Below are 23,824 nucleotides of genomic sequence, written 5' to 3' on the forward strand. Positions count from 1 at the left end.
GCACGCCGCCCCTTCTCGCATGGAATGCAGAACCGGCATGAAACTACGGCGAGGACTGGCCGTGCGGTGTCGGGCATCTTGGCCAGCTATCTTGGGCCAGCTATCCTGGGGAGGACAATCATGAGCAGCAGCGACCAGCAGGCGGCGCCGCCGCGCCTTGCAGTGCCGGAATTGTTGATCGGTATCGGGCTTCTGGCCTGTGCCGGTGCAGTGGCCTGGCAGACGCTGGCGATCCCGGTGTCGCCGCTCTATTCCAAGGTCGGGCCGACAGTTTTTCCTTACCTCACCATGGTCGGACTGGTGGTGCTTTCGCTGTTGCTCATCCTGGCGGCGCTTCGAGGTGGCTGGCAGCCTGAAGAGGAAAAGGAAACGCCGACCGACTGGAAGGCGATGGGTTTCGTCGTCATCGGCCTGATCGCCAATCTGCTGCTCATCCAGCCTCTCGGCTTCACGGCGGCCTCCGTCATCATGTTCGTTCTCGTCTGCTATGGCTTCGGCAGCAAGCGCACGCTGCGCGATGCGGTGCTCGGTCTGATCCTGGCGCTGGCCGCCTATTTCGGCTTCGCCAGGGCGCTCGGCGTCAACATCGGTGCCGGCGTCATCGAGAACCAGCTGAATACGGTCATCGACGCGTTCATCACCATGTTGAGGGGCTGACGCCATGGAAACGCTCGGACATCTCGCGCACGGCTTCTCGGTCGCCTTCACCCCGGTCAATCTTCTGTGGTGCCTGCTCGGCACCACGCTCGGCACCGCCATTGGCGTGCTGCCCGGTCTCGGGCCGGCACTGACCATTGCCCTGCTGTTGCCGATCACCTATCAGGTGGCGCCGGAAGCATCCTTCATCCTGTTCGCGGGCATCTACTACGGCGCCATGTATGGCGGCTCGACGACGTCGATCCTGCTCAACACGCCCGGCGAGAGCGCCACCATCGTCACCGCGCTGGAAGGCAACAGGATGGCTCGGTCCGGCCGTGGCGGCGCGGCACTCGCCACCTCGGCGATCGGCTCGTTTGTCGCCGGCACCATCGGCACGATGGGCGTCGCCTTCCTGGCGCCGGTGGTGGTCAAATTCGCGCTGGCCTTCGGCCCGGCCGAATATTTCTCGCTGATGGTGCTGGCCTTCATCACCGTTTCGGCGGTGCTCGGCTCGTCTTCCGTGCGCGGCCTGACCAGCCTGTTCGCCGGCTTCGCTATCGGCATGATCGGCGTCGACCTGCAGACCGGCCAGCCGCGCTTCATATTCGGCATGACCGAACTGCTTGACGGCGTCGACGTCATCATTGTCGCCGTTGGCCTGTTCGCCGTCGGCGAGACGCTCTACATGGCTTCGCGCCGTTATGCCGGCAGGGATGAGATCGTGCCGCTGAAGGGTTCGCTCTACATGACGGCGGCGGAATGGGGACGTTCGTGGAAACCCTGGCTACGCGGGGCCGCGATTGGTTTTCCGATCGGCGCCATGCCGGCCGGCGGCGCCGAAATCCCGACCTTCCTGTCCTACGCCGTCGAGAAGAAGCTGTCGAAGCACAAGGGCGAGTTCGGTACGGTCGGCGCGATCGAGGGCGTCGCCGGCCCCGAGGCCGCCAACAATGCGTCCGCCGCCGGCGTGCTGGTGCCGATGCTGACGCTCGGCCTGCCGACCTCGGCGACGGCGGCGATCATGCTGTCGGCGTTCCAGAGCTACGGCATCAATCCTGGGCCGCTGCTTTTGACGACGCAGGGCGACCTCGTCTGGGGGCTGATCGCCAGCCTGTTCATCGCCAACGTCATCCTCGTCATCCTCAACCTGCCGCTGATCGGGCTGTGGGTGAGGCTGCTGAAAATACCGGCGCCGCAGCTCTATGCCGGCATCCTGGTGTTCGCGACGGTCGGCACCTATGGCATTTCGCAATCGCCCATCGATCTCGTCATCCTCTATTTGCTAGGGGCGGCCGGCTTCCTGATGCGGCGTTTCGATTTCCCGACAGCGCCCGTCATCATCGGCATGATCCTGGGACCGCTCGCCGAAACCCAGTTTCGCCGGGCGATAACCATCTCGAATGGCGACTGGTCGGTGTTTTACACCCACAAGCTGTCGCTGACGCTGCTGACGCTGGCCTTCATCGGCCTCGCCGGGCCGCATATTTGGGCCTTCATCGAGCACCGGCGTCGGCGCGGACCGGAGCATGTGCCCGGCGATGCCTGATCGATTTGAGCTGTCATGAGCGAATTGCTTTCCGGTATCCGCGTCCTCGATCTGACCAACGTCCTGGCCGGCCCCTATTGCGCCTATCAACTGGCGCTGCTCGGGGCCGACGTAATCAAGGTCGAAGCGCCGCAAGGCGGCGACCTGGCGCGCCAGCTCGGCGGCTCGCCAAGGCTCAACAGCGCCGGCATGGGCGCCTCGTTCCTGGCACAGAACGCCGGCAAACGATCGGTGGTGCTCGACCTCAAGCAGCCGGCCGATCGCGAGCGCTTCCTTGATCTGGTCGCCGGCGCCGATGCCTTGGTGGAGAATTTCCGCCCGGGCGTGATGGATCGGCTCGGCCTTGGCTACGAGGCGCTGAAGGCGGTCCGTCCCAGCCTGATCTATTGCGCGATATCGGGCTTCGGCCAGACCGGGCCGATGCGCGACAGCCCCGCCTATGACCAGATCATCCAGGGCCTGTCGGGGATCATGAGCATCACCGGCACGCCGGAAACGGCGCCGCTGCGGGTTGGCTATCCCGTCGCCGACACGCTCGGCGGACTGGTCGGCGCGTTCGCCATTGCCTCGGCGCTGGTGCGGCAGAAGACGAGCGGCGAGGGCGCCTTTCTCGACGTCTCGATGCTCGAATGCACGCTTTCCGCACTTGGCTGGCCGGTTTCCAACTATCTGACGGCGGGTGTCGATCCACAACCGATGGGCAATGAGAACATGACCGCGGCACCCTCCGGCGCGTTTCGCACCGGTGACGGGCTGCTCAACATCGCCGCCAACAAGCAGGAACAGTTCGTGACGCTGTGCCGGCTGATCGGCCGGCCGGACCTGGTCGGGGACGCCCGCTTTGCCGAGCGCGAGACGCGCAAACGCAACCGTGCGGCGCTTAAAGTCGAGATCGAGGACGCCCTGGCAGGTGCCCCGGCGGCAGACTGGGAAGAGATGCTCAACCGTGCAGGCGTGCCCGCCGGCAGGGTGCTGACGATCCCGCAAGTGCTGGCCGAGCCGCAAGTGCTCGAACGCCAGGTGACCACGAATTTTGATGATGTGGCTGGCATGGACGAGCCGCTGACGGTTCTGCGCGGCGGCTTCATGATCGATGGCGTTGCACCCCTGCCGACGAAGCCGCCGCCGGCGCTCGGCGAGCATATGGGAGAGGTGTTCGCGGACCTGCCACCCCGCGCCAAGGCAAAGGCACGGGCATGAGCGGCACGGAGAAGAAGACTGGCCGTGAGCGCGGCGAGGAATGGTGGCAGACCGATATTGTCGAGATGCGGCCGGGTGTCATCCGGCTGCGCGGCTACGAGATCCAGGATCTGATCGGCCGCGTCAGCTTTCCGGCAATGATCTGGCTGATGCTACGCGGCGAACTGCCCAGCGAGGATCAGGCCGCGCTGCTCGGCATTGCGCTCGGTGCCGCCGTCGACCACGGACCGCAGGCGCCGTCGATCGCCATCGCGCGCATGGCGGCAACCTGCGGCGTCGGCATCAACAGCGCCATGGCCTCGGCCATCAACGTTCTCGGCGATGTGCACGGCGGTGCCGGCGAACAGGCGCTTTCCTTCTACGGTGACATTGCCGTGGCGATCGATGCCGGGATGACGCTGAATGAAGCGGTCTCGGCACCGCTCGACCGGTTCTTCGCCGAGGAGAAAGGCTATGTGCCGGGGCTCGGACACCGCTTCCATCCCGTCGATCCGCGCGCGCCGCGGCTGCTGGAAGTGACCCGCGAATTTGCCGCACGCGGTGTCGTCAACGGACGTTTCGCCGACATCGCCGAGGCGATCGAGGCAGAAGTCGCGCGGCGCAAGGGGAAAAAGATACCGCTCAACATCGATGGCGCCACCGCCGTCATCTATGGCGAACTCGGCTTTCCACCGCCGCTGACGCGCGGGCTTTTCGTGCTGTCGCGTTCGGTCGGCATCCTGGCGCATGCCTGGGAGCAGTCGCAGCAAACCGAGCGAAACAAGGGGCCGCTGCCGCGCGAGTGGTTGTGGGCCTATACCGGCACGCCGGTGCGGCCGTTTCCAGAAGAAGATGACACAGACGAGTGAGGCTTTATGCCTGATCGACCGGATCGGGAAGTTTCAGCGTTTTTACCAGCGTCGAAAGGTCGGGCTCATCGATGAGCATGGCCGCGTCGGCCGGCGCCAACCAGGCCCGCTGGCGTCGTTTGGCTTCCTGCCAGTCGGCCAGTTCCTCCGTTACCTCGATCAGATAAACGATGACGTCGACGCGGACAAAGCGGTTGGCCAGCCGCTTCCAGTAAGAATAGGTGCCCGCCGGCTGCTTCAGTGTCTTGCCGAGCACGCCGGCTTCTTCCTGTGCCTCGATGGTGGCCGCCTTGCGTCCGTTCTTGCCCTTCATCGGCCATCCCTTGGGAACGATGAAGCGCCTGGTGGTTCGCGACGTGACCAGCATCACCTCGATATCGCCACGCGCGTTCAGCCGAAAGGGAATAGCCGCCACCTGGCGGATACTCTCGCCCTTCTTTGCCTTGCGTACGGCCTTTTTCTTGGTGGCTGCCATTCGTCATTCCAGTCGATGCAATGCCGCATAGCGCGACAGGGCATCGTTGCAAAACCAAAACTTTCGCGTGTGCCGAAAGACACCACGAACACATAAGTCGGCTAAATAAATGAAAAACGCCTGGATGTCAGCGGCAATTGCTCACGGCGGTGGTGCCGATTATCTGCGTCTGGCAGCTTGGCTTGAGTTGCTGCACGACCGGTGGTGGTTGCCGAACGACCTGACGGTCCTGGGCACGATACTGCTGCTGTTGCTGCTGATATTGCTGTCGCTGTACCCTGTTTTGCAGGATTTGCAGGTCGTTCTGCCGGATCAGCGCGTTGTTGCCGGTGGCGGAATTGAGGGCTTGCGCGGAAGCGGGCAGGCAAACGCCCACCAGCAGCATTGCCGTGGCCAGCATTGCCGATGTGAAAATCGTCGATGGTCGAAACGCTGACATCCGCTCATTCCCGCGTGATGAAATCCTGCCCTTAATATAGGGGCGTCTGTCCGGCTGTGCCATGTCCAGGCGTCGATCGAAACGAAATCGGCTTGTCGACCGCCGAATGACCCTTGGCGGCGGCTTAGAATCTGCCTGGCAACTCCGCATTGCACTTGACGGAAGCCGTCGTTTCGCCGCTCTATCGGATCGGCGCCGGCCTTGAGCTGAATGGCGTCAATGGCGTCGGCATGTCCGTCAGATATGATGGCGCCTTCGGCGAAACGGTTAAACAGAACGCGATCAGCGCGTCTCTCAAGGCCGAGGCGGAGCCGGGCGGGAGGGATCTTGATGAGGAAGTACGCGTATCTCGTGGCGATGCTGGGTGTTGCCTGCGCCATCGGTGTGCCAGCCGTGGCAGCGCAGACCAAGGGCGACAAGGTGGCGGCGCCGCCCGCTGCCGATGCGCCGCAGCTGCCTGGTGGCGCGTCGGCACTGTCCGAAACCCATGGCGATTGGACGGTCAATTGCCAGATATCAGGCGCGACCAAGACCTGCAGTCTGTCGCATCAGCAATTCAACAAGCAAACCAACCAGCGCCTGCTGGCGATCGAGCTGTCGAGCAAGACCGGCGAGGACGCCACGGGAACGCTTGCACTGCCGTTCGGGCTGGCGTTGGCCAAGGGGGTCAGTCTGTCCATCGACGACCAGAAGCTGGACGGCAACCTGGCATTCAACACCTGCCAGGTCGTCGGATGTCTGGTGCCGGTGGCGCTCGATGCGACCGTCACGCCGCTGCTGAAGTCAGGCACCACTCTGAAGATCGACGCCTTCGCGGCCGACACCGGACAGGCGGTGAGCTTTTCCATTCCGCTCAACGGCTTCGCCGGCGCGCTTGCCCGAACCGCTGAGCTTTTGACCAATTGACCGCAGAGGTCATGTAGAGCTGCAGGATCTGAAGCGCGTCGCCTGAAGCCGTTTCGCGGCAGGGGCGGTGCGTCACCGCAGCTGATGTAGCAGCATGACGTCTTTGCGTCGGCTCAAACGACGATTGTTTTCAGCCGTTCGGCGATCAGGGCGGCGAGCCGCGCCGCCACCTCGTCCTTGCTCATCTCGGGCCATTCCTCGACGCCGGCCTTCGACACGATCCGCACCCGATTGCGATCGCCGCCCATCACGCCCGACGGACCGACGCCGCTGGTCTGCGACACGTCGTTGGCAACGATGAAATCGGCGCCCTTTTTCCGGAGCTTGGCCTCGGCGTTGCGCAAGAGATCCTGTGTCTCTGCGGCGAAGCCGATCACGAGCCCGGGTCGCTGGCTGTGATGGCCAATCCCGGCGAGAATGTCGGGGTTCTCGACCATGCGCAGCACCGGCGGCCCTTCGCCCGCGACCTTCTTGATTTTCTCACCGGCTGAATTCTCCGTGCGCCAGTCGGCAACAGCGGCGACGAACACCGCCGCGTCGGCGGGCAGAAGCTGTTCCACCGCGTCGCGCATCTCTTGCGCCCGTTCGACATGGATGGTTTTCACGCCGGTGGGATCGGCAATACCGACCGGGCCGGAGACGAGACGCACATCGGCGCCGAGCCTGGCCAGAGCTGCCGCGATGGCGTGGCCCTGCTTGCCGGACGAACGGTTGGCAATGTAGCGCACCGGGTCGATCGGCTCGTGCGTCGGGCCGGAGGTGACGATGATCTTGCGCCCCGACAGCGGCTTGGGGCTGACATCGAGCAGGGCCTCGATGGCGGCGACGATCTCCAGCGGCTCGGCCATGCGGCCTTCGCCCGCTTCATTGCTTTCGGCCATCTCGCCCTTGGCCGGGCCGACGAAGGCAACGCCGTCCTTCTGCAGCGTTACGCGGTTGCGGCGGGTGGCCGGATGCGCCCACATCCTGGGGTTCATGGCCGGTGCCATCAACACCGGCTTGTCGGTGGCGATGAGCACGGTGGAGGCCAGATCGTTGGCGTGGCCATTGGCAAGCTTGGCCATCAGGTCGGCGGTGGCTGGCGCCACCACCAGCAGGTCGGCCTCGCGCGACAGCCTGATGTGGCCGACATCGTGCTCGTCATTGCGGTCGAACAATTCGGTGAAGACATGGTCGGCGGAAAGCGCGCCGACCGACAGCGTGGTGACGAATTCCTGTGCGGCCGATGTCATCACCACCCGAACCGCAGCACCGCGCTCGCGTAGCCGGCGGATCAGATCGAGCGCCTTATAGGCGGCGATTCCACCACCGATGATGAGCAGGATGCGCTTGCCGGAGAGGCCGCGCGGCAGCCTCTTGTCTGCCGGCGCGTTAGCCGGGGTCGCCGCGCCGTGCACGCTGGTCAACTCGCGCAGCGTTCTTTCGATCTGGTCGATGCGACCCATGGGGCCGATCTGCCCTTCGACAGCGGCCCGGATCATGACCCGCGCCTGCTCTTCCATGGAGCGGTCGTTTTCCGCCGCCAATCGGCGCAGCAACTCCTTGACCTCGTCGTCCAGGTTGCGGATCGTGATGCTGGCCATGTGATTGCACTTCGTTGGGGCTATTGATGGCAATGATAGCAATGCAATCAAACCGCCGCAAGTTTGCGGAATCGAACCATCAGCGACTGGCCGTTAGATGATCTTCCAGGCGATATAGACCAGCGTCAGCGCGATCACCCACAGCGCCAGGCGGCCGGAGCGGCTGTAACGCGCCTCGGCTTTGCCGATGGCGTGAGCGGTTGTCTCATCGAAGCGTAGGCCATGCTCGGCCATCAGGTCGATCTCGCGCGACAGCCGATCGGTGCGCGCCGCAAGCTCGGGCGCCTGGCGGGCCAGCGTCAGTAGCGCCTTGGCGCCATCGCGCGCATCGAGCATCATGCTACGCGGTCCGAGGTTGCCGGCGATCCAGCCGCTTACCACCGGTTCGGCCGTCTTCCACATGTTGAAAGCCGGGTCGAGCGTGCGGGCGACGCCCTCGACCACAACCATGGTCTTCTGCAGCAGGATCAGTTCCGGCCGGGTCGCCATGTCGAAGAGTTCGGTTACCTCGAACAGCAACGTCAAAAGCTTGGCCATCGAGATGGTCTCGGCCGGCTGGCCGTGAATCGGCTCGCCGATCGCCCGGATCGCTTGGGCGAAGGCCGCGACATTGTGCTGGCGCGGCACATAGCCGGCCTCGAAATGCACCTCGGCGACGCGCAGATAGTCGCGCGTGATGAAGCCGTAGAGGATTTCGGCGAGGAAGCGACGCTCTTTCTTGCCGAGACGTCCGGCAATGCCGAGATCGACGGCGACGATGGTGCCGTTTGCCTCGACGAACAGGTTTCCCGGATGCATGTCGGCGTGGAAGAATCCGTCGCGTAGCGTATGGCGCAGAAACGACTGGATCAGGTTGGCGGCGATGGTTTTCAGATCATGATCGGCAGCGGCAAGGCCGGCAATGTCGTTCATCTTGACGCCGTCGACCCATTCCATGGTCAGCACGTCGCGGCCGGTGCGCTCCCAGTCGACGGATGGCACGCGAAAGCCGGGATCATCCTTGGTGTTTTCACCCAATTCCGAGAGAGCGGCCGCTTCGAGGCGGAGATCCATCTCGATCTTGGTGGTCTGCGCCAGCGTTTCGGTCACCTCGACCGGCCGCAGCCGGCGTGACGAGGGGATGTATTTCTCCTGCAGGCGGGCGGCGAGGAAATAGCTTTCGAGATCATGGAAGAAGCGGCGGCGCACGCCCGGCCGGATCACCTTGACCGCCACCTTAGTGGCAACGCCGTCGTGGAGGGTGTCGGCGGCATGGACCTGGGCGATGGAGGCGGCTGCGACCGGGTCGCCGAATTGCGCGTAGAGATCGCCGACCTTGCGCCCGAGCGAAGTCTCGATAGCCGCTATCGCCTCGGCCTTCGGAAAGGTGTGCATCTTGTCCTGCAACATGGCGAGATCAAGCGCCATGTCGTTGCCGACGACGTCGGGCCGTGTCGCCAGGAACTGGCCGAGCTTGACGTAGGAGGGACCGAGCCGGACGACCGCCTTGGCCAGCCGGTCGCTGCGCTCATAAGCAAGCGCGCGGCGGCGGGTGAACAGCCGCGCCAGCCGCCAGCCGAACTTCGGCAGGCCGGACAGTTCCTCGCCGGGTAAGGCGGCAACGACGCCCTCGCGCACCAGCACCCAGCCGGCCCGCATGAGCCGAAATCCAGCGCTGACGGTGCTCATGGCCGCGCCCGTCCTGCCGGCTCTTCGAACCGGCATAGCGCATGTCGAATGTGAGAAATGCCCCCCGGCCTCAAAGCTTCCAGCCCGAATGAAGCGCGGCAATACCGCCGGAATAGTTGCGGAAGGAAACGCGATCAAAGCCGGCGCGGGAAATCATCGTCGCGAAATTCTGCTGGTTGGGGAACCTGGCGATCGATTCGACCAGATAGGAATAGGGCTCGCCGTCGCCGGTGACCATCTTGCCGATCTTCGGAATGGCATTGAACGACCAGGCTTCGTAGGCCTTGTCGAGCAGCGGCATCTCGACTTCGGAAAATTCCAGGCACAGGAAGCGCCCGCCCGGCTTCAGCACGCGGAACGCTTCGCTGAGCGCGACGTCGATGCGCGGCACGTTGCGGATGCCGAAAGCGATGGTGTAGGCGTCGAATGCGGCGTCAGGGAAGGGCAGTTCCTCGGCATTGGCCTCGACGAAATCGGTGTTGCCGGACAGGCCTTTCTTTTCGGCCCGGTCGCGGCCGACGGAGAGCATCGAGCCATTGATGTCGAGCACGGTGGCATGGGCATTGCCATGACTGGCATCGACGATGCGGAAGGCGATGTCGCCGGTGCCTCCGGCAACGTCGAGGACGCGCCAGCCGATCCTTTTTGGAGGATTGAGCCAGGTGACCATGGCGTCCTTCCACAGCCGGTGCAGGCCGGCCGACATCAGATCGTTCATCAGGTCGTAGCGGTTGGCGACCTTGTGGAAAACATCGTTGACCAGGGACTGCTTGTCGCCAGCCCCTACACGCTTGAAACCATAGGAGGTTTCCATGCCGCCCGCGGCCGTGGTTCTCTCAACTGACATTTTTTTGATCCGTCATAAAACCGGCGGGACCATAGCCGATCGATGGTGCGGGCGCTATTGTTTAAGGCGCGGTGTTCAGCCGCGCTTCCAGGTGGCGGGTTTTCGAGACCTGGACTGACCGACGGGATGTTTGAATGCCTTTGAAAGCGGAACTGCACTGCCACATCGAAGGGGCAGCGTCGCCAGAACTCGTCATCCGCCAGGCGCAGAAATACGGCAAGGACACCTCGCCCTATATCCAGAACGGTTCATTCGTCTGGCACGATTTCACGTCCTTCCTCGCCGCTTACGACTTTTCCTCCGATCTGTTTCGGACCGAGGAGGACTATGCGCGGCTGGCCGATCATTATCTGACCAGCCTTGCCCGCGACGGGGCGATTTATTCCGAGGTGTTCACCTCGCCGGACCATGCCAGGAAGGCCGGGCTGTCGCCTAAGGCCTATACCGACGCGCTTGGCGAAGGCATGGCCCGCGCCAAGGCCAAGACCGGCATCGAGGGCCGCATGATCGTTACCGGCGTGCGCAATGTCGGCGTCGAGTCGATCGAGCAGGCGGCGCGTTTCGCGGCGCGTTGCGGGCACCCGCTGGTCACCGGTTTCGGCGTCGCCGGCGATGAGCGCATCGGCGAGATGGAGGATTATGTCAGGGCTTTCGAGATCGCCCGCGAGGCCGGGCTCGGCATCACTATCCATGCCGGCGAACTGACAGGCTGGGAGACCGTCCAGGCGGCGCTCGACCATATCCGCCCGTCGCGCATCGGCCATGGCGTGCGTGCCATCGAAAATCCGGACCTTGTCCGGCGCATCGCCGACGAGGGCGTCGTGCTGGAATGCTGCCCCGGCTCCAACATCGCGCTCAAGGTGTTCGACAGTTTTGCCGACCATCCGTTTCCGTCCCTGCAGGCGGCCGGCTGCAAGGTGACGCTCAATTCCGATGATCCGCCGTATTTCTGGACCTCGCTGAAGCGCGAATACGACATTGCCGCCGAGCATTTCTCGATGAACGAAAAGGCGCTGGCCGCCGTTACCCGTACAGCCATCGAAGCCGCTTTCGTCGACAAAAAGACCAAGACAGCACTTCTTGCCCGGCTCGATGCGAAGAGGTGAATGGTGAATGGTGAATGGTGAATGGTGGGAGGCCCTGTCTGCCTGTCAAGCGTCACCTTTCCGCATCTCGCAAAAGACTCGCAAACCCATTCACTATTCACTATTCACCATTCACCACTTTCCATCGCGGCTCGGAGCACATTATGCAGGGCGTCACCGTCATCGACCATCCGCTTGTCCAGCACAAGCTGACCATCATGCGCAAGAAGGAAACCTCGACGGCGGGCTTCCGCCGGCTGCTGCGCGAAATATCGCTGCTGCTTGGCTATGAGGTCACTCGCAACCTCGAACTGACGACCACGACGATCGAGACGCCGATGGAAACCATGGAAGCGCCGACGCTGGAGGGAAAGAAGCTGGTCTTCGCCTCGGTGCTGCGCGCCGGCAACGGCTTGCTGGAAGGCCTGCTCGACCTGGTGCCGGCGGCCCGCGTCGCCCATGTCGGTCTCTATCGCGACCACGAAACGCTGGAAGCGGTCGAGTATTTCTTCAAGGCACCGAGCGATCTCGGCGACCGGCTGGTCATCGTCGTCGACCCGATGCTGGCGACCGCCAATTCGGCGATCGCGGCGATCGACAAGCTGAAAGAGCGCGGTGCCACCAACATCCGCTTCCTTTGCCTACTGGCGGCGCCCGAAGGCATCGAGCGCTTCACAAAGGCGCATCCGGACGTTCCCGTCTTCACCGCTTCAATCGACCGCCAGCTCAACGAGAAGGGCTACATCATGCCCGGCCTCGGCGATGCCGGTGATCGCATGTACGGGACCAAATAATACCAGCCAAAGTTGCCTGGTACGATTTACCAAATATTTACGCAAAGGCGGGGTTTTGGCGCGTGTTAAAGCGGCAAACACCATCCGGGCTTAAGGATCGGCTCACTACAGCGCCGCGCGACCATTCGGACGCGCAAATGACGCTGTAGCACTTTGATTTTGCGCATGACCCTTTCCGAAAATCGATCCCGATTTTCGGGGTCATGCGGCGAAGCCGGTCCATGCTGCGCAAACTTCTTATCCTCGGCGTTTTCGCCGGCACGTCGGCATCGATACCGATCGTGTATCAGGCAAATCCGCAATTCGTCGAAAACCTGCTGAAATCGACGGTGCCGGGCAAACAGGCGGCCGGAGCCCAACCGAACGTCAACCTGGCATCGGTCCCCGACAAGCCGGTGGCGCCGTTGCCGATGGGCCGCAAGGTGGTCGTTGCGGCAGACGAGCGTGGACACTTCTCGTCGGCCTTCAAGCTGAACGGACGTCAGATCGACGGCCTGATCGACACCGGCGCCACGTTGGTCGCCATCAACACCTCGACAGCACGCAGGATCGGCCTGTCGTTGAACGCTTCCGATTTCAACCACGAAGTCAGCACCGCCAACGGCACCATCAAGGCGGCCGTGGCAATGATCGACCGCCTGCAGATCGGAAACATCACGGTCAACGATGTCCAGACCATCGTGCTCGACGACAGGGCGCTGCGCACCAATCTGATCGGCATGAGCTTCCTCAACCGGCTCAGCAAATACCAGGCCGAGAATGGCGCGCTGCTGCTCGTCCAGTAAAGTCCTATTTGTTTTCCGCAATTCCCAAGGGAAAGCGCTATGCGCTTTTCCCGGGAAAACCGTTACACACTTTTCCTGGAATTGCTCAGCCGCGCGGCAGAATCCGCCGGATGACCGACTTGTCGGCCGCCGGCTTCGAAGCGCCGACCGTATAGGCCGAAAGCACGGCGGCGGCGGCGGCCTCGGCATCGGCCAACGAGCGGGCATGGACCAATGCCAGCGGCTCGCCGAGCCTGACCTCCGCACCGATAGGCAACAGCCTGGTGATGCCGACCGCAGGGTCGATCTTGTCGTCCGGCCGCGTGCGTCCACCTCCCAGGCTGACCACGGCGAGCCCGATGTCGCGGGTGGCTATGCCGGTGACGAAGCCGTTTGCGGTCGCCTTGACGGCAAATTCGGTCGCAGCCGCTGGCAGATATTTTTCCGGCTTCTCGATGAAATCGGCGGGACCGCCAAGCGCGGCCACCATGCGTGCGAAGGTGGCGGCGGCGCGGCCGCTGGCGAGCGTCTCGGTGGCGCGCCGCATGCCATCCTGGTTGGACGACACCAGCCCCGCCGACTGCAGCATTTCGGCGGCCAGCGCCAGCGTCACGTCCTCCAGCCGATGGTCGCGAAACCGACCAGTGAGGAAATCGACAGCATTGCGCACCTCGACGGCGTTGCCGGCGGCCGACGCCAGCGGCTCGTTCATGCCGGTGATCAACGCCGAGGCGTTCAGCCCGGCACCATTGGCGATTTCGACCAGGCTGTTGGCCAGTGCGGTCGCGTCGCGCGACTTCTCCATGAAGGCGCCGTTGCCGACCTTGACGTCGAGCACCAGCGATTGCAGCCCGGCCGCCAGCTTCTTCGACAGGATCGAAGCGGTGATCAGCGGCACCGATTCGACCGTGCCGGTGACATCGCGGATCGCATAGAGCCGTCGATCGGCGGGCGCGAGGTCGGCGGTCTGGCCGATGATGGCGCAGCCGGTTTCAAGCACCGCCTTGCGAAACAGCGCGATATCGGGCTGGCTGACATAGCCGGGGATGGCATCCATCTTGTCCAGCGTGCCGCCGGTGTGGCCAAGGCCACGGCCTGATATCATCGGCACATAAGCGCCGCAGGCGGCGACGATCGGCGCCAGCATGAGCGAGACATTGTCGCCGACGCCGCCGGTCGAATGCTTGTCGGTGACCGGGCCGGGCAGGTCCGACCAGTCGAGCACGTCGCCGGAATCGCGCATGGCGAGCGTCAGCGCCACCGCCTCGTCGCGGCTCATGCCGTTGAAGAACACCGCCATGGCGAGGGCACCGACCTGACCGTCCGAAACGGCCCCTGACGTCACGCCCTCGACGAAGCCGGCGATCTCCTGCTCCGACAGCCTCAGGCCATCGCGCTTGCGGCGGATGATTTCCTGCGGAAGCATCAGCTCTCCAGCAGTCCGTCGCGGAACACGCGTTGCAGGATCGTTGCCAGCCGCGCGCCGCCAACCGGTGCCATGTCCTTGGTCTCCTGGTGCGAGAGCTCGGCCCCAGTCATGCCGGCAGCCAAATTGGTGATGACCGAACAGGCGGCGACGCGCAATCCAAGGAAACGGGCGAGAATGACCTCGGGTACGGTCGACATGCCGACCGCGTTGGCGCCCATGATGCGCGCCATGCGGATTTCGGCCGGCGTCTCGAAGCATGGCCCCGAGAACCACATGTAGACGCCCTTGTGCAGTGTGGTGCCGGTCGCTTTCGCCGCCCGTTCGATGGCCTTGCGGATGCCGGCATCATAGGCTTCGGTGAGACCGACGAAGCGGCGGTCTCTGGGTTCGCCGATCAGCGGATTGCTGCCCGAGAAATTGATGTGGTCCGATATCAGCATCACCGAACCCGGCGGCATGTCCGGATCGACCGAGCCGGCGGCATTGGTGAGGATCAGTTTCGTGATGCCGATGCCGGCAAGCACTTCCAGCACCGGGCGCATCGCCGCAGCAACGCCGTGCTCATAGTAGTGGGCGCGGCCGGACAGCATCAGCACCGGCACGCCGGCAAACAGCCCCGCCACCACTTCGCCGGCATGGCCGGTGACGCCGCTTCTGGGAAAGCCCGGCAGCTCGGCATAGGAGATGCGGATCGAATCCTCGATCTGGTCGACCAGCCCGCCCAGGCCCGAACCCAGCACCAGCGCCGTCAACGGCGCCAGGCCGTCCAGCCTTTCGATGAGATGATCCAGCGCCTTTTCCGTCATTTGAGCCAGCTCTTCATTTCAGCCAATTCTTCATTTGAGCCACGTCTTCATTTCAAGATGTCGCCGCGGAAGCCATAGGGCAGCATGTCGCCCATGGTAACGGTCTCGGCCACGCCGGCATTGTCACAGAGATAAAGCTTGGTTTCCGGCCGGCAGAATTCCGCCAGCCGCTGCCGGCAGCCGCCGCAAGGCGAGCATTTCGCCATGCGCTCGGCAAGAACGGCGATTTCCACGATCTTACCGCCACCGCCCATGATGTAGTGGCCGAGCGCTGTGGTCTCGGCGCACCAGCCTTCCGGGTAGGAGGCGACCTCGATGTTGGCACCGGTAAAGACGCGCCCATCCTCGGTGCGCAAGGCGGCGCCCACCGGAAACTTCGAATAGGGCGCATAGGCCTTGGCCATGGCAGCCTTGGCGGCCTCGAACAGGTCATGCGACATTCAGGTGTTCTCTCCGATGATCGTGTCCAAAACCCGGCACAAAGCCGCCCGGCTCAGCGTTCCTTGACGTAGGGCACGCCGCCGGCGCGCGGTGGAATGGCCTTGCCGATGAAGCCGGCGAGCAGGATGACGGTGAGGATGTAGGGCAGCGCCTGCATGAACTGCACCGGCACCTTGCCGATGATGGGCAGCGGCGAGCCTTGCAGGCGGATCGACAGCGCGTCGAGGAAGCCGAACAGCAGGCAGGCAAACATGGCGTTGACCGGCTTCCACTTGGCGAAGATCAGGGCTGCCAGCGCGATGTAGCCCTTGCCGGCGGTCATGTCCTTCACGAAGCCGCCATTTTGCACCATCGACAGATAGGCGCCGGCGATGCCGGTGAGGATGCCGGTGCAGATCAACGCTCGGTAGCGAAGCCAGGCGACGGAGATGCCGGCGGTATCGACGGCGGCCGGGTTCTCGCCGACGGCGCGCAGGCGCAGGCCGAAGCGGGTGCGAAACAGCACCCACCAGGTGAACGGCACCATCAGGAAAGCGAGATAGACCAGGATCGAGTGGCCCGACAGCAGCTCGGCATAGATCGGTCCAATGATCGGCACATTGTGGATGGCATCGGCGCCGGCCCAAATGATGGCCTCGAAGCGTTCGCCCGGTTGCAGCGCCGGCGTGCGCCCGCCTTGCTGGAACCAGGCCTGGCCGAGGATGATGGTCGAGCCGGCAGCGATGAAATTGATCGCCACGCCGGAGACGATCTGGTTGCCGCGATGGGTGATCGAGGCAAAGCCGTGGATCATGGCAAAGGCGACCGAGATCAGGATGGCCATGCCGAGGCCGAGAAAGGCCGAATGGAACACGGAAGCCGCCGCCGCGCCGGCGAAGGCACCGACCAGCATCTTGCCTTCGAGACCGATGTCGAAGATGCCGGCGCGTTCCGAATAGAGGCCGGCGAGGCATGCCAGCAGCAGCGGCACCGAGAGGCGGATGGTCGAGTCCAGTGTCTGGACGATTGCGTTGAACACATCCATCTCAGGCACCCTTACTCTTGACCGCTTCCATGCCGACCGACCTCGGATTGAACGAGGCGAACAGCGCCTGGATGTAAGGCCTGAACATGTGCTCGAGTGCGCCGGCAAACAGGATGACCAACCCTTGAATGATGACGATCATGTCGCGGCTGATCGCCGGCATCTCGAAGGCAAGCTCGGCGCCGCCCTGGTAAAGCATGCCGAACAGGATCGCCGCCAGCACGATGCCGATAGGGTGCAGGCGGCCCATCAGCGCCACGGCGATGCCGACGAAACCGGCGCCGGAAACGAAATCGATCGCGACGTTGTGCTGGTCGCCCATTACCGGGTTGAGTGCCATCATGCCGGCGAGCGCGCCCGAGATCATCATGGCGGTGATGATGATGCGGGTTTCCGAAATGCCGGCATAGCGTGCCGCCTTCGGGCTGTGACCGTAGGTGCGCATCTCGTAGCCGAGCTTGGTGCGCCAGATCAGCAGCCAGACGAGGAAGGCCATGACCAGCGCCAGCAGGAAGGAAATGTTCAGCGGTGCCGAACGGATCTTGGCGCCGAACAGTTCGATGATCCAGTTGAGCTTAGGCAATTCCGCGCCGGCGAGGAAGTTGCGCGTCTGCGGCGCTTGCGACGCTGCCGGCTTCAAGGGGCCGACCAGCAAGTAAACCATGATCGAGGCGGCGATGAAGTTGAACATGATGGTGGTGATGACGATGTGCGAGCCGCGCTTGGCCTGCAGATAGGCGGGGATGAGTCCCCACAACGCGCCCACGACCGCCGAAGCGACGATGGCCAGCGGAAATGTCAGCCACCATGGCAGCACGCTGTCAAAGGACAGACAGACAATGGCGATGCCGAGTCCAGCGATGTAGGCCTGGCCCTCGGTGCCGATGTTGAACAGGCCGCAATGCGCGGCAACCGCCACGGACAGGCCGGTGAAGATGAAAGTCGTGGCGTAGAATAGGGTGAAGGCAATGCCAGTCCCCTTGCCGAAGGCGCCCTCGACCAGGATGACGGCGGCGCGGAACGGGTTTTCGCCGACCAGAACCACGACGAAGCCGGCGACGACGAAGGCAACGAACAGATTGATCACCGGGATCAGGCCGTAGTCGGCCCAGGCCGGCAGCTTGGCGTAGGGCGTGCTCATTCCGCTGCCTCCTGATGCTCGACGCCGGCCATCAGCAGGCCGAGTTCGCCCTCGGTTGCCTCCGGGCCGCGCTCGCCGACGATGCGGCCGGCAAACATCACCAGGATGCGGTCGGAGAGTGAGCGGATCTCGTCCAGTTCGACCGACACCACCAGCACCGCCTTGCCCTGGTCGCGCATGGCGATCAGGCGCTTGTGGATGAATTCGATGGCGCCGACATCGACGCCGCGCGTCGGCTGGCCGACGATCAGCACGCCGGGGTCCTGTTCCATTTCGCGCGCCAGCACGATCTTCTGCTGGTTGCCGCCGGAGAAATTGGCGGTTTTCAACCGGCAATCGGCCGGCCGGATATCGTATTTGGCGATCTTGTCCTTGGCATCGTTACGGATGGCATCGATGTTGAGGAACGGCCCCTTCAAATAGCGGGGATCGTCGTGATAGCCGAGGATCGAATTCTCGTTCTCCTCGAAGGCCAGCACCAGCCCGACATGATGGCGGTCCTCCGGCACGTGTGCCAGGCCGCGGTCGCGAAGCTCGCCGGGGTCGGCGGCACCGGTCAGGGCGATCGGCTTGCCGTCGAGCATGACCGAGCCGGAGACGGCACGCCTGATGCCGGAAATCGCCTCGAGCAGTTCGGATTGTCCGTTGCCGGCGACGCCGGCGATGCCGACGATCTCGCCGGCCCTGATATCGAACGAGATGTCGTCGACCATGGTGACACCGCGTGTGTCCTTGACCGTCAGGTTCTTGACCGCGAGCTTGACAGCGCCGGCTTCCGCCTCGCCCTTTTCGACCCTCAAGAGCACGCGCCGTCCGACCATCAGCTCGGCCAGCTCCTCGACGGTGGTCTTGGCGGTCTCGCGCGTCGCCACCATCGTGCCCTGGCGCATGACCGACACCGTGTCGGTGATGGCCATGATCTCGCGCAGTTTGTGGGTGATCAGCACCACCGTCTTGCCCTGGTCCTTCAACTGCCTGAGGATGCGGAACAGATGGTCGGCCTCTGCCGGCGTCAACACGCCCGTCGGTTCGTCGAGGATCAGAATCTCGGCGCCGCGATAGAGCGCCTTGAGGATCTCGACACGCTGCTGCAGGCCGACCGGCAGTTCCTCGACGATCGCATCGGGATCGACTTCCAGCCCGTATTCGCGCTCCAGCCGCTCCAGTTCGGAGCGCGCCTTGGCGATGCTGCGCTTCAGCAACGCATCGCTTTCGGCGCCAAGAATGATGTTTTCAAGCACCGAGAAATTGTCGACCAGCATGAAATGCTGATGCACCATACCGATGCCGAGCGCGATCGCGTCATTGGGGGTCTTGATCGAGGCCGGCTGGCCGCCGACGCGGATTTCGCCGCTGTCGGCCTGGTAGAAGCCATAGAGGATCGACATCAGCGTCGACTTGCCCGCGCCATTCTCGCCGACGATGCCGTGGATGGTGCCGCGCGCGATCTCCAGATTGATGTCGCGGTTGGCGCGCACGGCGCCAAAACTCTTGTCGATGCCAATCAGCTCGATTGCGGCTTGCGCCATGCAGCCTGTCCCACTCTTAATTTTTTTATCGCTTGGTCAAAACGCCTAGCATGACGCTCCGTCCATGCCAATTGGCCGGAGCAGGGTCACTCTCGACAAATCCCGGTGCGCTTGTCAATTTCCAACGTGGCCGGGGCCTTCACATTCGCTAATATGGGAAAGCCGACATTCGCATCGCTGCGCAACGTAGTGCGAGACATCGCGGTGAAAGACTGGGGATTTGAATGATCATGCCCGCCGACCGGCTGACGACGCTGGAGATCCGCGCCGCCGAACAAGAGAAGACCATCGAGGAACTGTCCGGCCAGATCGCCGAGCAGTGGAAGGTGATCGAGCGCATGCAGCGCAAGCTCGATGCGCTGACCGACCGCTTCCTGGCGCTGGAGGAGCAGGCAGGAGACGACGTGCCTGTAACCAAGCCGCCGCACTGGTGAGGAAAGGGGAGGGTGCACGCCATGGCCAGTGAAAGCGATCGCATCGCGCGGGCAGGCGACTATGTGCTCGGCCTGATGAACGACGCCGACCGCGAACGGGCCGAGCGCGACCTGGAGATCGATCCCGCCTTCCGCGACGCGGTCGTGCAGTTTGCCGAGCGCATGCATGTCTTCGACCGTGCCGAACCTGCGGGCGAAGAGCGCTGGAAGCAGATCACGCAGCGCATTGGAGACCTGCCGCAGATGCGCACCTCTGGCCTGAGCGATGCCAGGCCGCCAACAGTGATCCGAAGCCTGTCGCAGCGGCCGTACGGCATCGGCCTACACACGCTTGGCGGGCGGCGCGGATTTGTCGTCGCCTCCGGGCTGATCGTGGCCTTCGCGTTCGGCTATCTCTTCGCGAAGCTGCTATAGGCGAGGCTGGCGCGCCATCAGCGCCATTCTCTCGCCGTCCTGGCCAAAGATCTCAACCGTGTCCCAACCGAGAGCGGCGTAGAAACCACGCGCATTCCACGTGTAGAGATAAAGCGTCTCGACGCCCTGTGACGCCGCATGCGCTTCCGTTGCCTTGACCAGCGCGGTAGCGATGCCTCGGCGTCGATGCCCGGCATCGACCACCAAGCCGGCCAGCCATGGCGTCAGATCATGCGCTGGCTCCAGTTCGTGGCGGACCAGCAGGCATGTCCCAACCGGCACGCCGTCGATCCGGGCCACGAATGCGGCCTCGAAGCCGTCACCGGCGAGCAAGCCGCGAAGCCCCGCAGCGTCTTCCTCGAGGGTCCTTCCGGTTCCCTCGAAAAAGGTGGCCAGGCGCAGTTGCGCGAGGGCTGCCACATCGCGCTCGTTCATGGGTTCGATTGTCGGCTGCATCTGCGTCCCGGAATGATGTTTCCTACGGAGCGACGAACGTTTTTCCGGTCTGGCAAAAGGCAAAAACCGCCAGGCTTGCCCCCGGCGGTTTGCAGATCATGGCTGTATATTTGTGCCGCTCAATAGGGGCAGGCGTTGTCGGCGGTGTAGTCGTGCACCTCGATCTTGCCGGAGATGATATCGGCCTTGGCCTTTTCGACGGCGGCCTTCATCTCATCGGTGACCAGCGCCTTGTTGTTGTCGTCCATGGCGTAGTCGACGCCGCCCTCCTTGAGGCCGAGATTTTGCAGGCCGCCCTTGAAGGTGCCATTCTTGCCGTCCATGAAGGCGTTGTAGACGGCAACGTCGACGCGCTTCATCATCGAGGTCAGCACCTTGCCGGGCTGCAGGCCGTTCTGATTGGAATCGACGCCGATGCCAAGCTTGCCGGCATCAGCCGCGGCCTGCAGCACGCCGACGCCGGTGCCGCCAGCCGCGGCATAGACCACGTCGGAGCCCTGGTCGATCTGCGTCTTGGCGATCTCGCCGCCCTTGGCCGGGTCGTTCCAGGCAGCCGGCGTGTCGCCGGTCATGTTCTGGATGACGTCCGTCGCGCCGGCCGACTTGGCGCCGCCGACATAGCCGCATTCGAACTTGCGGATCAGCGGAATGTCCATGCCGCCGATGAAGGAGACCTTCTTCGACTTCGATGCCATCGCCGCCAGGATGCCGACCAGATAGGAGCCTTCATTCTCCTTGAATACCAGCGAGCGGACATTGGGCAAATCGACGGCGTCGTCGATGATGGCGAAGTTGAGGTCAGGATACTCGGCCGCGACCTTCTTCAGCGCATCCTCCCAGGCGAAGCCGGCCATGACGATCGGGTTGCGGCCGTCCTCGGCAAAGCGGCGCAGAGCCTGCTCGCGCTGCGAGGCGTTGGACACCTCGAATTCGACGTAGGCCGTGCCGGTCTCTGTCTTGAACTTCTCGGCGCCATGATAGGCGGCCTCGTTGAAGGATTTGTCGAACTTGCCGCCGAGATCATAGAGGATGGCCGGCTGGACATCCGCGGCGAAAGCCGGAAGAACCATTGCGGTTGCGGCCAGGAGGCCGAGAACGATACGTTTCATGTGATCCACACCCTGTCGGTTATTTTTTCCGTTATGCACCGCATACCGGCCCGGTTCTCCGGCAGGCATGCGACGTCAGCCAGGAGTGTACTCCCCTCCCGCTCGGGGCAATCTGGCATGGCCCGAAACAAAATTCACGCGGAATTTTGACCTTTTGGAAAAGCATGGCGCGGTGAGGCTGCGCCGCAGCTTGATCGTTGCGCCAAAGGCTTCAGGCGCAGGCGGCGGCCGCAATGGTGCAAGCGACGCCGGTGCCCTGGAGGCTACAAGTGCCGTAAGGGTTCTTGGCCAGATATTGCTGGTGGTCGCCCTCGGCGAAGTAGAACTCGGGCGCCGGCGCGATCTCGGTGGTGATCCTGCCGTAGCCGGCGCTGCGCAGCGAAGCCTCATAGGTATCGCGTGAGGCGCTCGCCGCCCGCAATTGCGCATCACCGTTCGTGTAGACCGCGGAGCGGTAGGGGGTGCCGACATCACTGCCCTGACGCATGCCTTGCGTCGGGTCGTGGCTTTCCCAGAACAGCTTCAAAAGCGCGGCATAGGAGACGATCCTGGGATCGTGGACGACCAGCACCACTTCGGCATGGCCGGTAAGCCCGGTGCAGGTTTCCTGGTAGGTCGGATTGGGCGTGAAGCCGCCGGCATAGCCGACCGCCGTGACCCAGACGCCTTCGATCTGCCAGAACAACCGCTCCGCGCCCCAGAAACAGCCCAGCCCGAACATCGCCATCTCCAGCCCCTCGGGATAGGGACCCTTGAGCGGCCTTTTCAAGACCTTGTGCCTTGGCGCGGTCGGGATCGCCCTGGCGCGGCCCGGCAACGCCTCGGACGGCTTCGGCAGATTGAGCTTCTTGTTCAGCATGTCGCTGAGAAAGAACATGCGCGGCTTTCCTCTCTGGGTAGAACGCGGAAAGGGATCAGTTCGCGGCGAACCGTCCCGTGCGCCGTTGCCGCCTGTAGCCGATCGCATAAAGCAGGAAGGCCAGCACCGCGAACACGGCGAAGCCCGGCTGGTTGAGCACCCAGGCGACGGCGCCGTCCCACAGCAACGGACTGGCGTTGGTTCGGATGAAGGTTTCGAAGGCTGCCCGCGTGTCCGGCGATACCGCCAGCCAACTGGCGTTGAGCGGGGTCAGCACCTGCGCCGAGGCCGCCACGGTGCGCGTCACGTCGAGCACCGCCATGATGACGGAAATCGATAGCGCGACCATTGCGGCAAGACGGAAGACGAAGCGAAACATCAGAGACCTTCCTCCGGATCAGTCCTCAAGCTCCTCCCGAGGGCCTTCCGGCACGTTTCGAAACGAGAGATAGAATGCGCATGCCTGGTTCGCAATCGCCATACGCGAATTTGAAGCCACGCCTTCTCCGGTCGGCCCTAAGCCACCGGCTTGCGTTTGCGCCGGTGGACACGCCAGACGGCTAAAATTCCGCCGGCGATGGCGCCGACCACCAGCCCGGCGAGGCCGATGAACACGGTGAAGTATCCGCAGGCGCCTTCGAAGCAGCCCATGTCGGTGGCATCGGCAATGATCGAGCCGGCGACGAAGCCGCCCACCGCGCCGATGACCGCACCGAGAATGATGCCGAGCAAGGCGGCGACGATCGAAACGAAGACTGGCGGTGCTTCGGTTGCCGGCTTGGTATAGACGGTCTCGGCTTCGGAACCGCGGCGCAGAAGATAAATGCAGAGAATTCCGATGGCGATCTCGGCGGCGGTGATGGCGAGCGCCCTGCCGGAGAGGTCGAAACCGGGCATCAACAGCATATAGGCCTGTCTCGCCAGCAGCCAGACTATGGTGGCGATCTGCCAGATGGTGAACTGGCGGGGGAAGCGCACCGAGCGGCCGAAGGCGAGGCCGAGCAGATAAAGCCCCCACAGAATGGTGATGATGTCGACCGCGAGCCCGCCATAGATCAGGGAGAAGATTTCGTCCGGCAGGCTGTAAACCCACACTAGCCGCCAGGCGGATATCAGGCCGTAGGCTGACCATGCCATGATCAAGGCGAGCCAACCCGGCGGCACGAAGGACAGGCCGCTGTCCGGCCGCCCGGCCGGCGATCCCGATTCCCCGCTGCTTGACGTCATGTCCGGCCCCCGCACAGCCTTTGGATCACTCGACAGATGGCCAGAGGCGAAGTCAAGCACGGCCAGCCTCGTGGCTAGGGCAATCGCTTCGGGTTAACGGGAGGTGCGTATGGGATGCGAATGTGATTCATGAGGGGCTTCGTGATTTGCGGAGCCCTCGA

At 63.6% G+C, this 23,824-nt stretch carries 26 protein-coding genes; 10 read left to right on the forward strand and 16 right to left on the reverse strand.

Annotation, left to right across the window (positions count from 1 at the left end; translation table 11 throughout):
• Positions 1-120: 120 nt before the first annotated feature.
• Genes NKJ06_RS20645 through NKJ06_RS20660 form a run of 4 tightly spaced genes read left to right on the forward strand, consistent with a single transcriptional unit; the run spans position 121 to position 4,233 of the window.
• Entirely contained in the window at positions 121-657 is a 537-nt protein-coding gene (locus NKJ06_RS20645; protein WP_352633144.1) for a tripartite tricarboxylate transporter TctB family protein, read from the forward strand.
• A 4-nt stretch (positions 658-661) separates the two neighbouring features.
• Positions 662-2,185: a tripartite tricarboxylate transporter permease gene (locus NKJ06_RS20650; protein ID WP_352633143.1), complete on the forward strand. Its 1,524-nt coding sequence runs from the start codon at positions 662-664 to the stop codon at positions 2,183-2,185.
• A gap of 15 nt (positions 2,186-2,200) precedes the next feature.
• A complete protein-coding gene (locus tag NKJ06_RS20655; protein ID WP_352633142.1) occupies positions 2,201-3,385 on the forward strand; it encodes a CaiB/BaiF CoA transferase family protein in 1,185 nt (394 codons plus the stop codon).
• Positions 3,382-4,233: a citryl-CoA lyase gene (locus NKJ06_RS20660; RefSeq protein WP_352633141.1), complete on the forward strand. Its 852-nt coding sequence runs from the start codon at positions 3,382-3,384 to the stop codon at positions 4,231-4,233. Before NKJ06_RS20655 ends, NKJ06_RS20660 begins: the two co-directional genes overlap by 4 nt.
• A gap of 4 nt (positions 4,234-4,237) precedes the next feature.
• On the opposite strand, the gene NKJ06_RS20665 is transcribed toward NKJ06_RS20660, so the two are convergent.
• Both NKJ06_RS20665 and NKJ06_RS20670 read right to left on the reverse strand, forming a co-directional pair.
• A complete protein-coding gene (locus NKJ06_RS20665; RefSeq protein WP_352633140.1) occupies positions 4,238-4,708 on the reverse strand; it encodes an NUDIX hydrolase in 471 nt (156 codons plus the stop codon).
• 127 nt (positions 4,709-4,835) lie between these two features.
• Positions 4,836-5,147, reverse strand: coding sequence for a hypothetical protein (locus NKJ06_RS20670; protein ID WP_352633139.1), 312 nt, complete (start codon positions 5,145-5,147; stop codon positions 4,836-4,838).
• A gap of 330 nt (positions 5,148-5,477) precedes the next feature.
• On the opposite strand from NKJ06_RS20670, the gene NKJ06_RS20675 reads away from it, so the two are divergent.
• Positions 5,478-6,053 carry an invasion associated locus B family protein gene (locus NKJ06_RS20675; protein WP_352633138.1) on the forward strand — a complete coding sequence of 192 codons (576 nt, stop codon included), beginning with the start codon at positions 5,478-5,480 and terminating at the stop codon, positions 6,051-6,053.
• A 113-nt stretch (positions 6,054-6,166) separates the two neighbouring features.
• Here NKJ06_RS20675 and coaBC read toward each other — a convergent pair whose 3' ends face one another.
• From coaBC to ubiE, 3 genes are all read right to left on the reverse strand, one after another.
• Positions 6,167-7,636, reverse strand: coding sequence for a bifunctional phosphopantothenoylcysteine decarboxylase/phosphopantothenate--cysteine ligase CoaBC (gene coaBC, locus NKJ06_RS20680; protein ID WP_352633137.1), 1,470 nt, complete (start codon positions 7,634-7,636; stop codon positions 6,167-6,169).
• 93 nt (positions 7,637-7,729) lie between these two features.
• Positions 7,730-9,304 (reverse strand): 2-polyprenylphenol 6-hydroxylase, encoded by a 1,575-nt coding sequence (ubiB, locus tag NKJ06_RS20685; protein WP_352633136.1) that lies wholly within the window; start codon positions 9,302-9,304, stop codon positions 7,730-7,732.
• A gap of 70 nt (positions 9,305-9,374) precedes the next feature.
• A complete protein-coding gene (gene ubiE / locus NKJ06_RS20690; RefSeq protein WP_352633135.1) occupies positions 9,375-10,151 on the reverse strand; it encodes a bifunctional demethylmenaquinone methyltransferase/2-methoxy-6-polyprenyl-1,4-benzoquinol methylase UbiE in 777 nt (258 codons plus the stop codon).
• 134 nt (positions 10,152-10,285) lie between these two features.
• Here ubiE and NKJ06_RS20695 point away from each other — a divergent pair, with 134 nt between their 5' ends.
• From NKJ06_RS20695 to NKJ06_RS20705, 3 genes are all read left to right on the forward strand, one after another.
• Positions 10,286-11,257: an adenosine deaminase gene (locus tag NKJ06_RS20695; protein ID WP_352633134.1), complete on the forward strand. Its 972-nt coding sequence runs from the start codon at positions 10,286-10,288 to the stop codon at positions 11,255-11,257.
• A 143-nt stretch (positions 11,258-11,400) separates the two neighbouring features.
• A complete protein-coding gene (gene upp / locus NKJ06_RS20700; protein WP_352633133.1) occupies positions 11,401-12,030 on the forward strand; it encodes a uracil phosphoribosyltransferase in 630 nt (209 codons plus the stop codon).
• Between the two features lie 221 nt (positions 12,031-12,251).
• Positions 12,252-12,815 (forward strand): TIGR02281 family clan AA aspartic protease, encoded by a 564-nt coding sequence (locus NKJ06_RS20705; RefSeq protein ID WP_352633132.1) that lies wholly within the window; start codon positions 12,252-12,254, stop codon positions 12,813-12,815.
• 85 nt (positions 12,816-12,900) lie between these two features.
• Here the strand turns inward: NKJ06_RS20705 and deoA are convergent, their stop codons facing one another.
• Genes deoA through NKJ06_RS20735 form a run of 6 tightly spaced genes read right to left on the reverse strand, consistent with a single transcriptional unit; the run spans position 12,901 to position 19,164 of the window.
• Entirely contained in the window at positions 12,901-14,220 is a 1,320-nt protein-coding gene (gene deoA / locus NKJ06_RS20710) for a thymidine phosphorylase (protein ID WP_352633131.1), read from the reverse strand.
• Positions 14,220-15,029 (reverse strand): purine-nucleoside phosphorylase, encoded by an 810-nt coding sequence (locus NKJ06_RS20715; RefSeq protein WP_352810475.1) that lies wholly within the window; start codon positions 15,027-15,029, stop codon positions 14,220-14,222. The genes deoA and NKJ06_RS20715 overlap by 1 nt, the downstream gene beginning before the upstream one ends.
• Positions 15,030-15,076: 47 nt before the next feature.
• Positions 15,077-15,469: a cytidine deaminase gene (cdd, locus tag NKJ06_RS20720; RefSeq protein ID WP_013529630.1), complete on the reverse strand. Its 393-nt coding sequence runs from the start codon at positions 15,467-15,469 to the stop codon at positions 15,077-15,079.
• Positions 15,470-15,522: 53 nt separating this feature from the next.
• Positions 15,523-16,494: an ABC transporter permease gene (locus tag NKJ06_RS20725; RefSeq protein WP_352633129.1), complete on the reverse strand. Its 972-nt coding sequence runs from the start codon at positions 16,492-16,494 to the stop codon at positions 15,523-15,525.
• Position 16,495: 1 nt separating this feature from the next.
• Entirely contained in the window at positions 16,496-17,635 is a 1,140-nt protein-coding gene (locus tag NKJ06_RS20730; RefSeq protein WP_352633128.1) for an ABC transporter permease, read from the reverse strand.
• Positions 17,632-19,164, reverse strand: a complete 1,533-nt coding sequence (locus NKJ06_RS20735; protein WP_352810476.1) for an ABC transporter ATP-binding protein — start codon at positions 19,162-19,164, stop codon at positions 17,632-17,634. The genes NKJ06_RS20730 and NKJ06_RS20735 overlap by 4 nt, the downstream gene beginning before the upstream one ends.
• 224 nt (positions 19,165-19,388) lie before the next feature.
• Here NKJ06_RS20735 and NKJ06_RS20740 point away from each other — a divergent pair, with 224 nt between their 5' ends.
• Together NKJ06_RS20740 and NKJ06_RS20745 are read left to right on the forward strand one after the other, a co-directional pair.
• Positions 19,389-19,598 (forward strand): SlyX family protein, encoded by a 210-nt coding sequence (locus NKJ06_RS20740; RefSeq protein WP_056595051.1) that lies wholly within the window; start codon positions 19,389-19,391, stop codon positions 19,596-19,598.
• Between the two features lie 21 nt (positions 19,599-19,619).
• Positions 19,620-20,012: a hypothetical protein gene (locus NKJ06_RS20745; protein ID WP_352633126.1), complete on the forward strand. Its 393-nt coding sequence runs from the start codon at positions 19,620-19,622 to the stop codon at positions 20,010-20,012.
• On the opposite strand, the gene NKJ06_RS20750 is transcribed toward NKJ06_RS20745, so the two are convergent.
• The 5 genes from NKJ06_RS20750 to NKJ06_RS20770 form a co-directional block, all read right to left on the reverse strand.
• Positions 20,007-20,447 carry a GNAT family N-acetyltransferase gene (locus tag NKJ06_RS20750; protein WP_352633125.1) on the reverse strand — a complete coding sequence of 147 codons (441 nt, stop codon included), beginning with the start codon at positions 20,445-20,447 and terminating at the stop codon, positions 20,007-20,009. The two genes, NKJ06_RS20745 and NKJ06_RS20750, sit on opposite strands and share 6 nt — an antisense overlap.
• A 140-nt stretch (positions 20,448-20,587) precedes the next feature.
• Positions 20,588-21,577, reverse strand: coding sequence for a BMP family lipoprotein (locus tag NKJ06_RS20755; RefSeq protein ID WP_352633124.1), 990 nt, complete (start codon positions 21,575-21,577; stop codon positions 20,588-20,590).
• Positions 21,578-21,788: 211 nt separating this feature from the next.
• Positions 21,789-22,454: a peptide-methionine (S)-S-oxide reductase MsrA gene (msrA, locus tag NKJ06_RS20760; protein WP_352810477.1), complete on the reverse strand. Its 666-nt coding sequence runs from the start codon at positions 22,452-22,454 to the stop codon at positions 21,789-21,791.
• Positions 22,455-22,491: 37 nt separating this feature from the next.
• The gene (locus NKJ06_RS20765) at positions 22,492-22,815 is read right to left on the reverse strand and encodes a hypothetical protein (RefSeq protein ID WP_352633122.1); all 324 of its coding nucleotides are present in this window, start codon (positions 22,813-22,815) and stop codon (positions 22,492-22,494) included.
• A gap of 137 nt (positions 22,816-22,952) precedes the next feature.
• Positions 22,953-23,663, reverse strand: coding sequence for a hypothetical protein (locus tag NKJ06_RS20770; protein ID WP_352633121.1), 711 nt, complete (start codon positions 23,661-23,663; stop codon positions 22,953-22,955).
• Between the last annotated feature and the right edge of the window lie 161 nt (positions 23,664-23,824).

Origin of the sequence: Mesorhizobium sp. M0293 (genome assembly GCF_040321735.1) — a bacterium.
Taxonomy (GTDB): Bacteria; Pseudomonadota; Alphaproteobacteria; order Rhizobiales; family Rhizobiaceae; genus Mesorhizobium.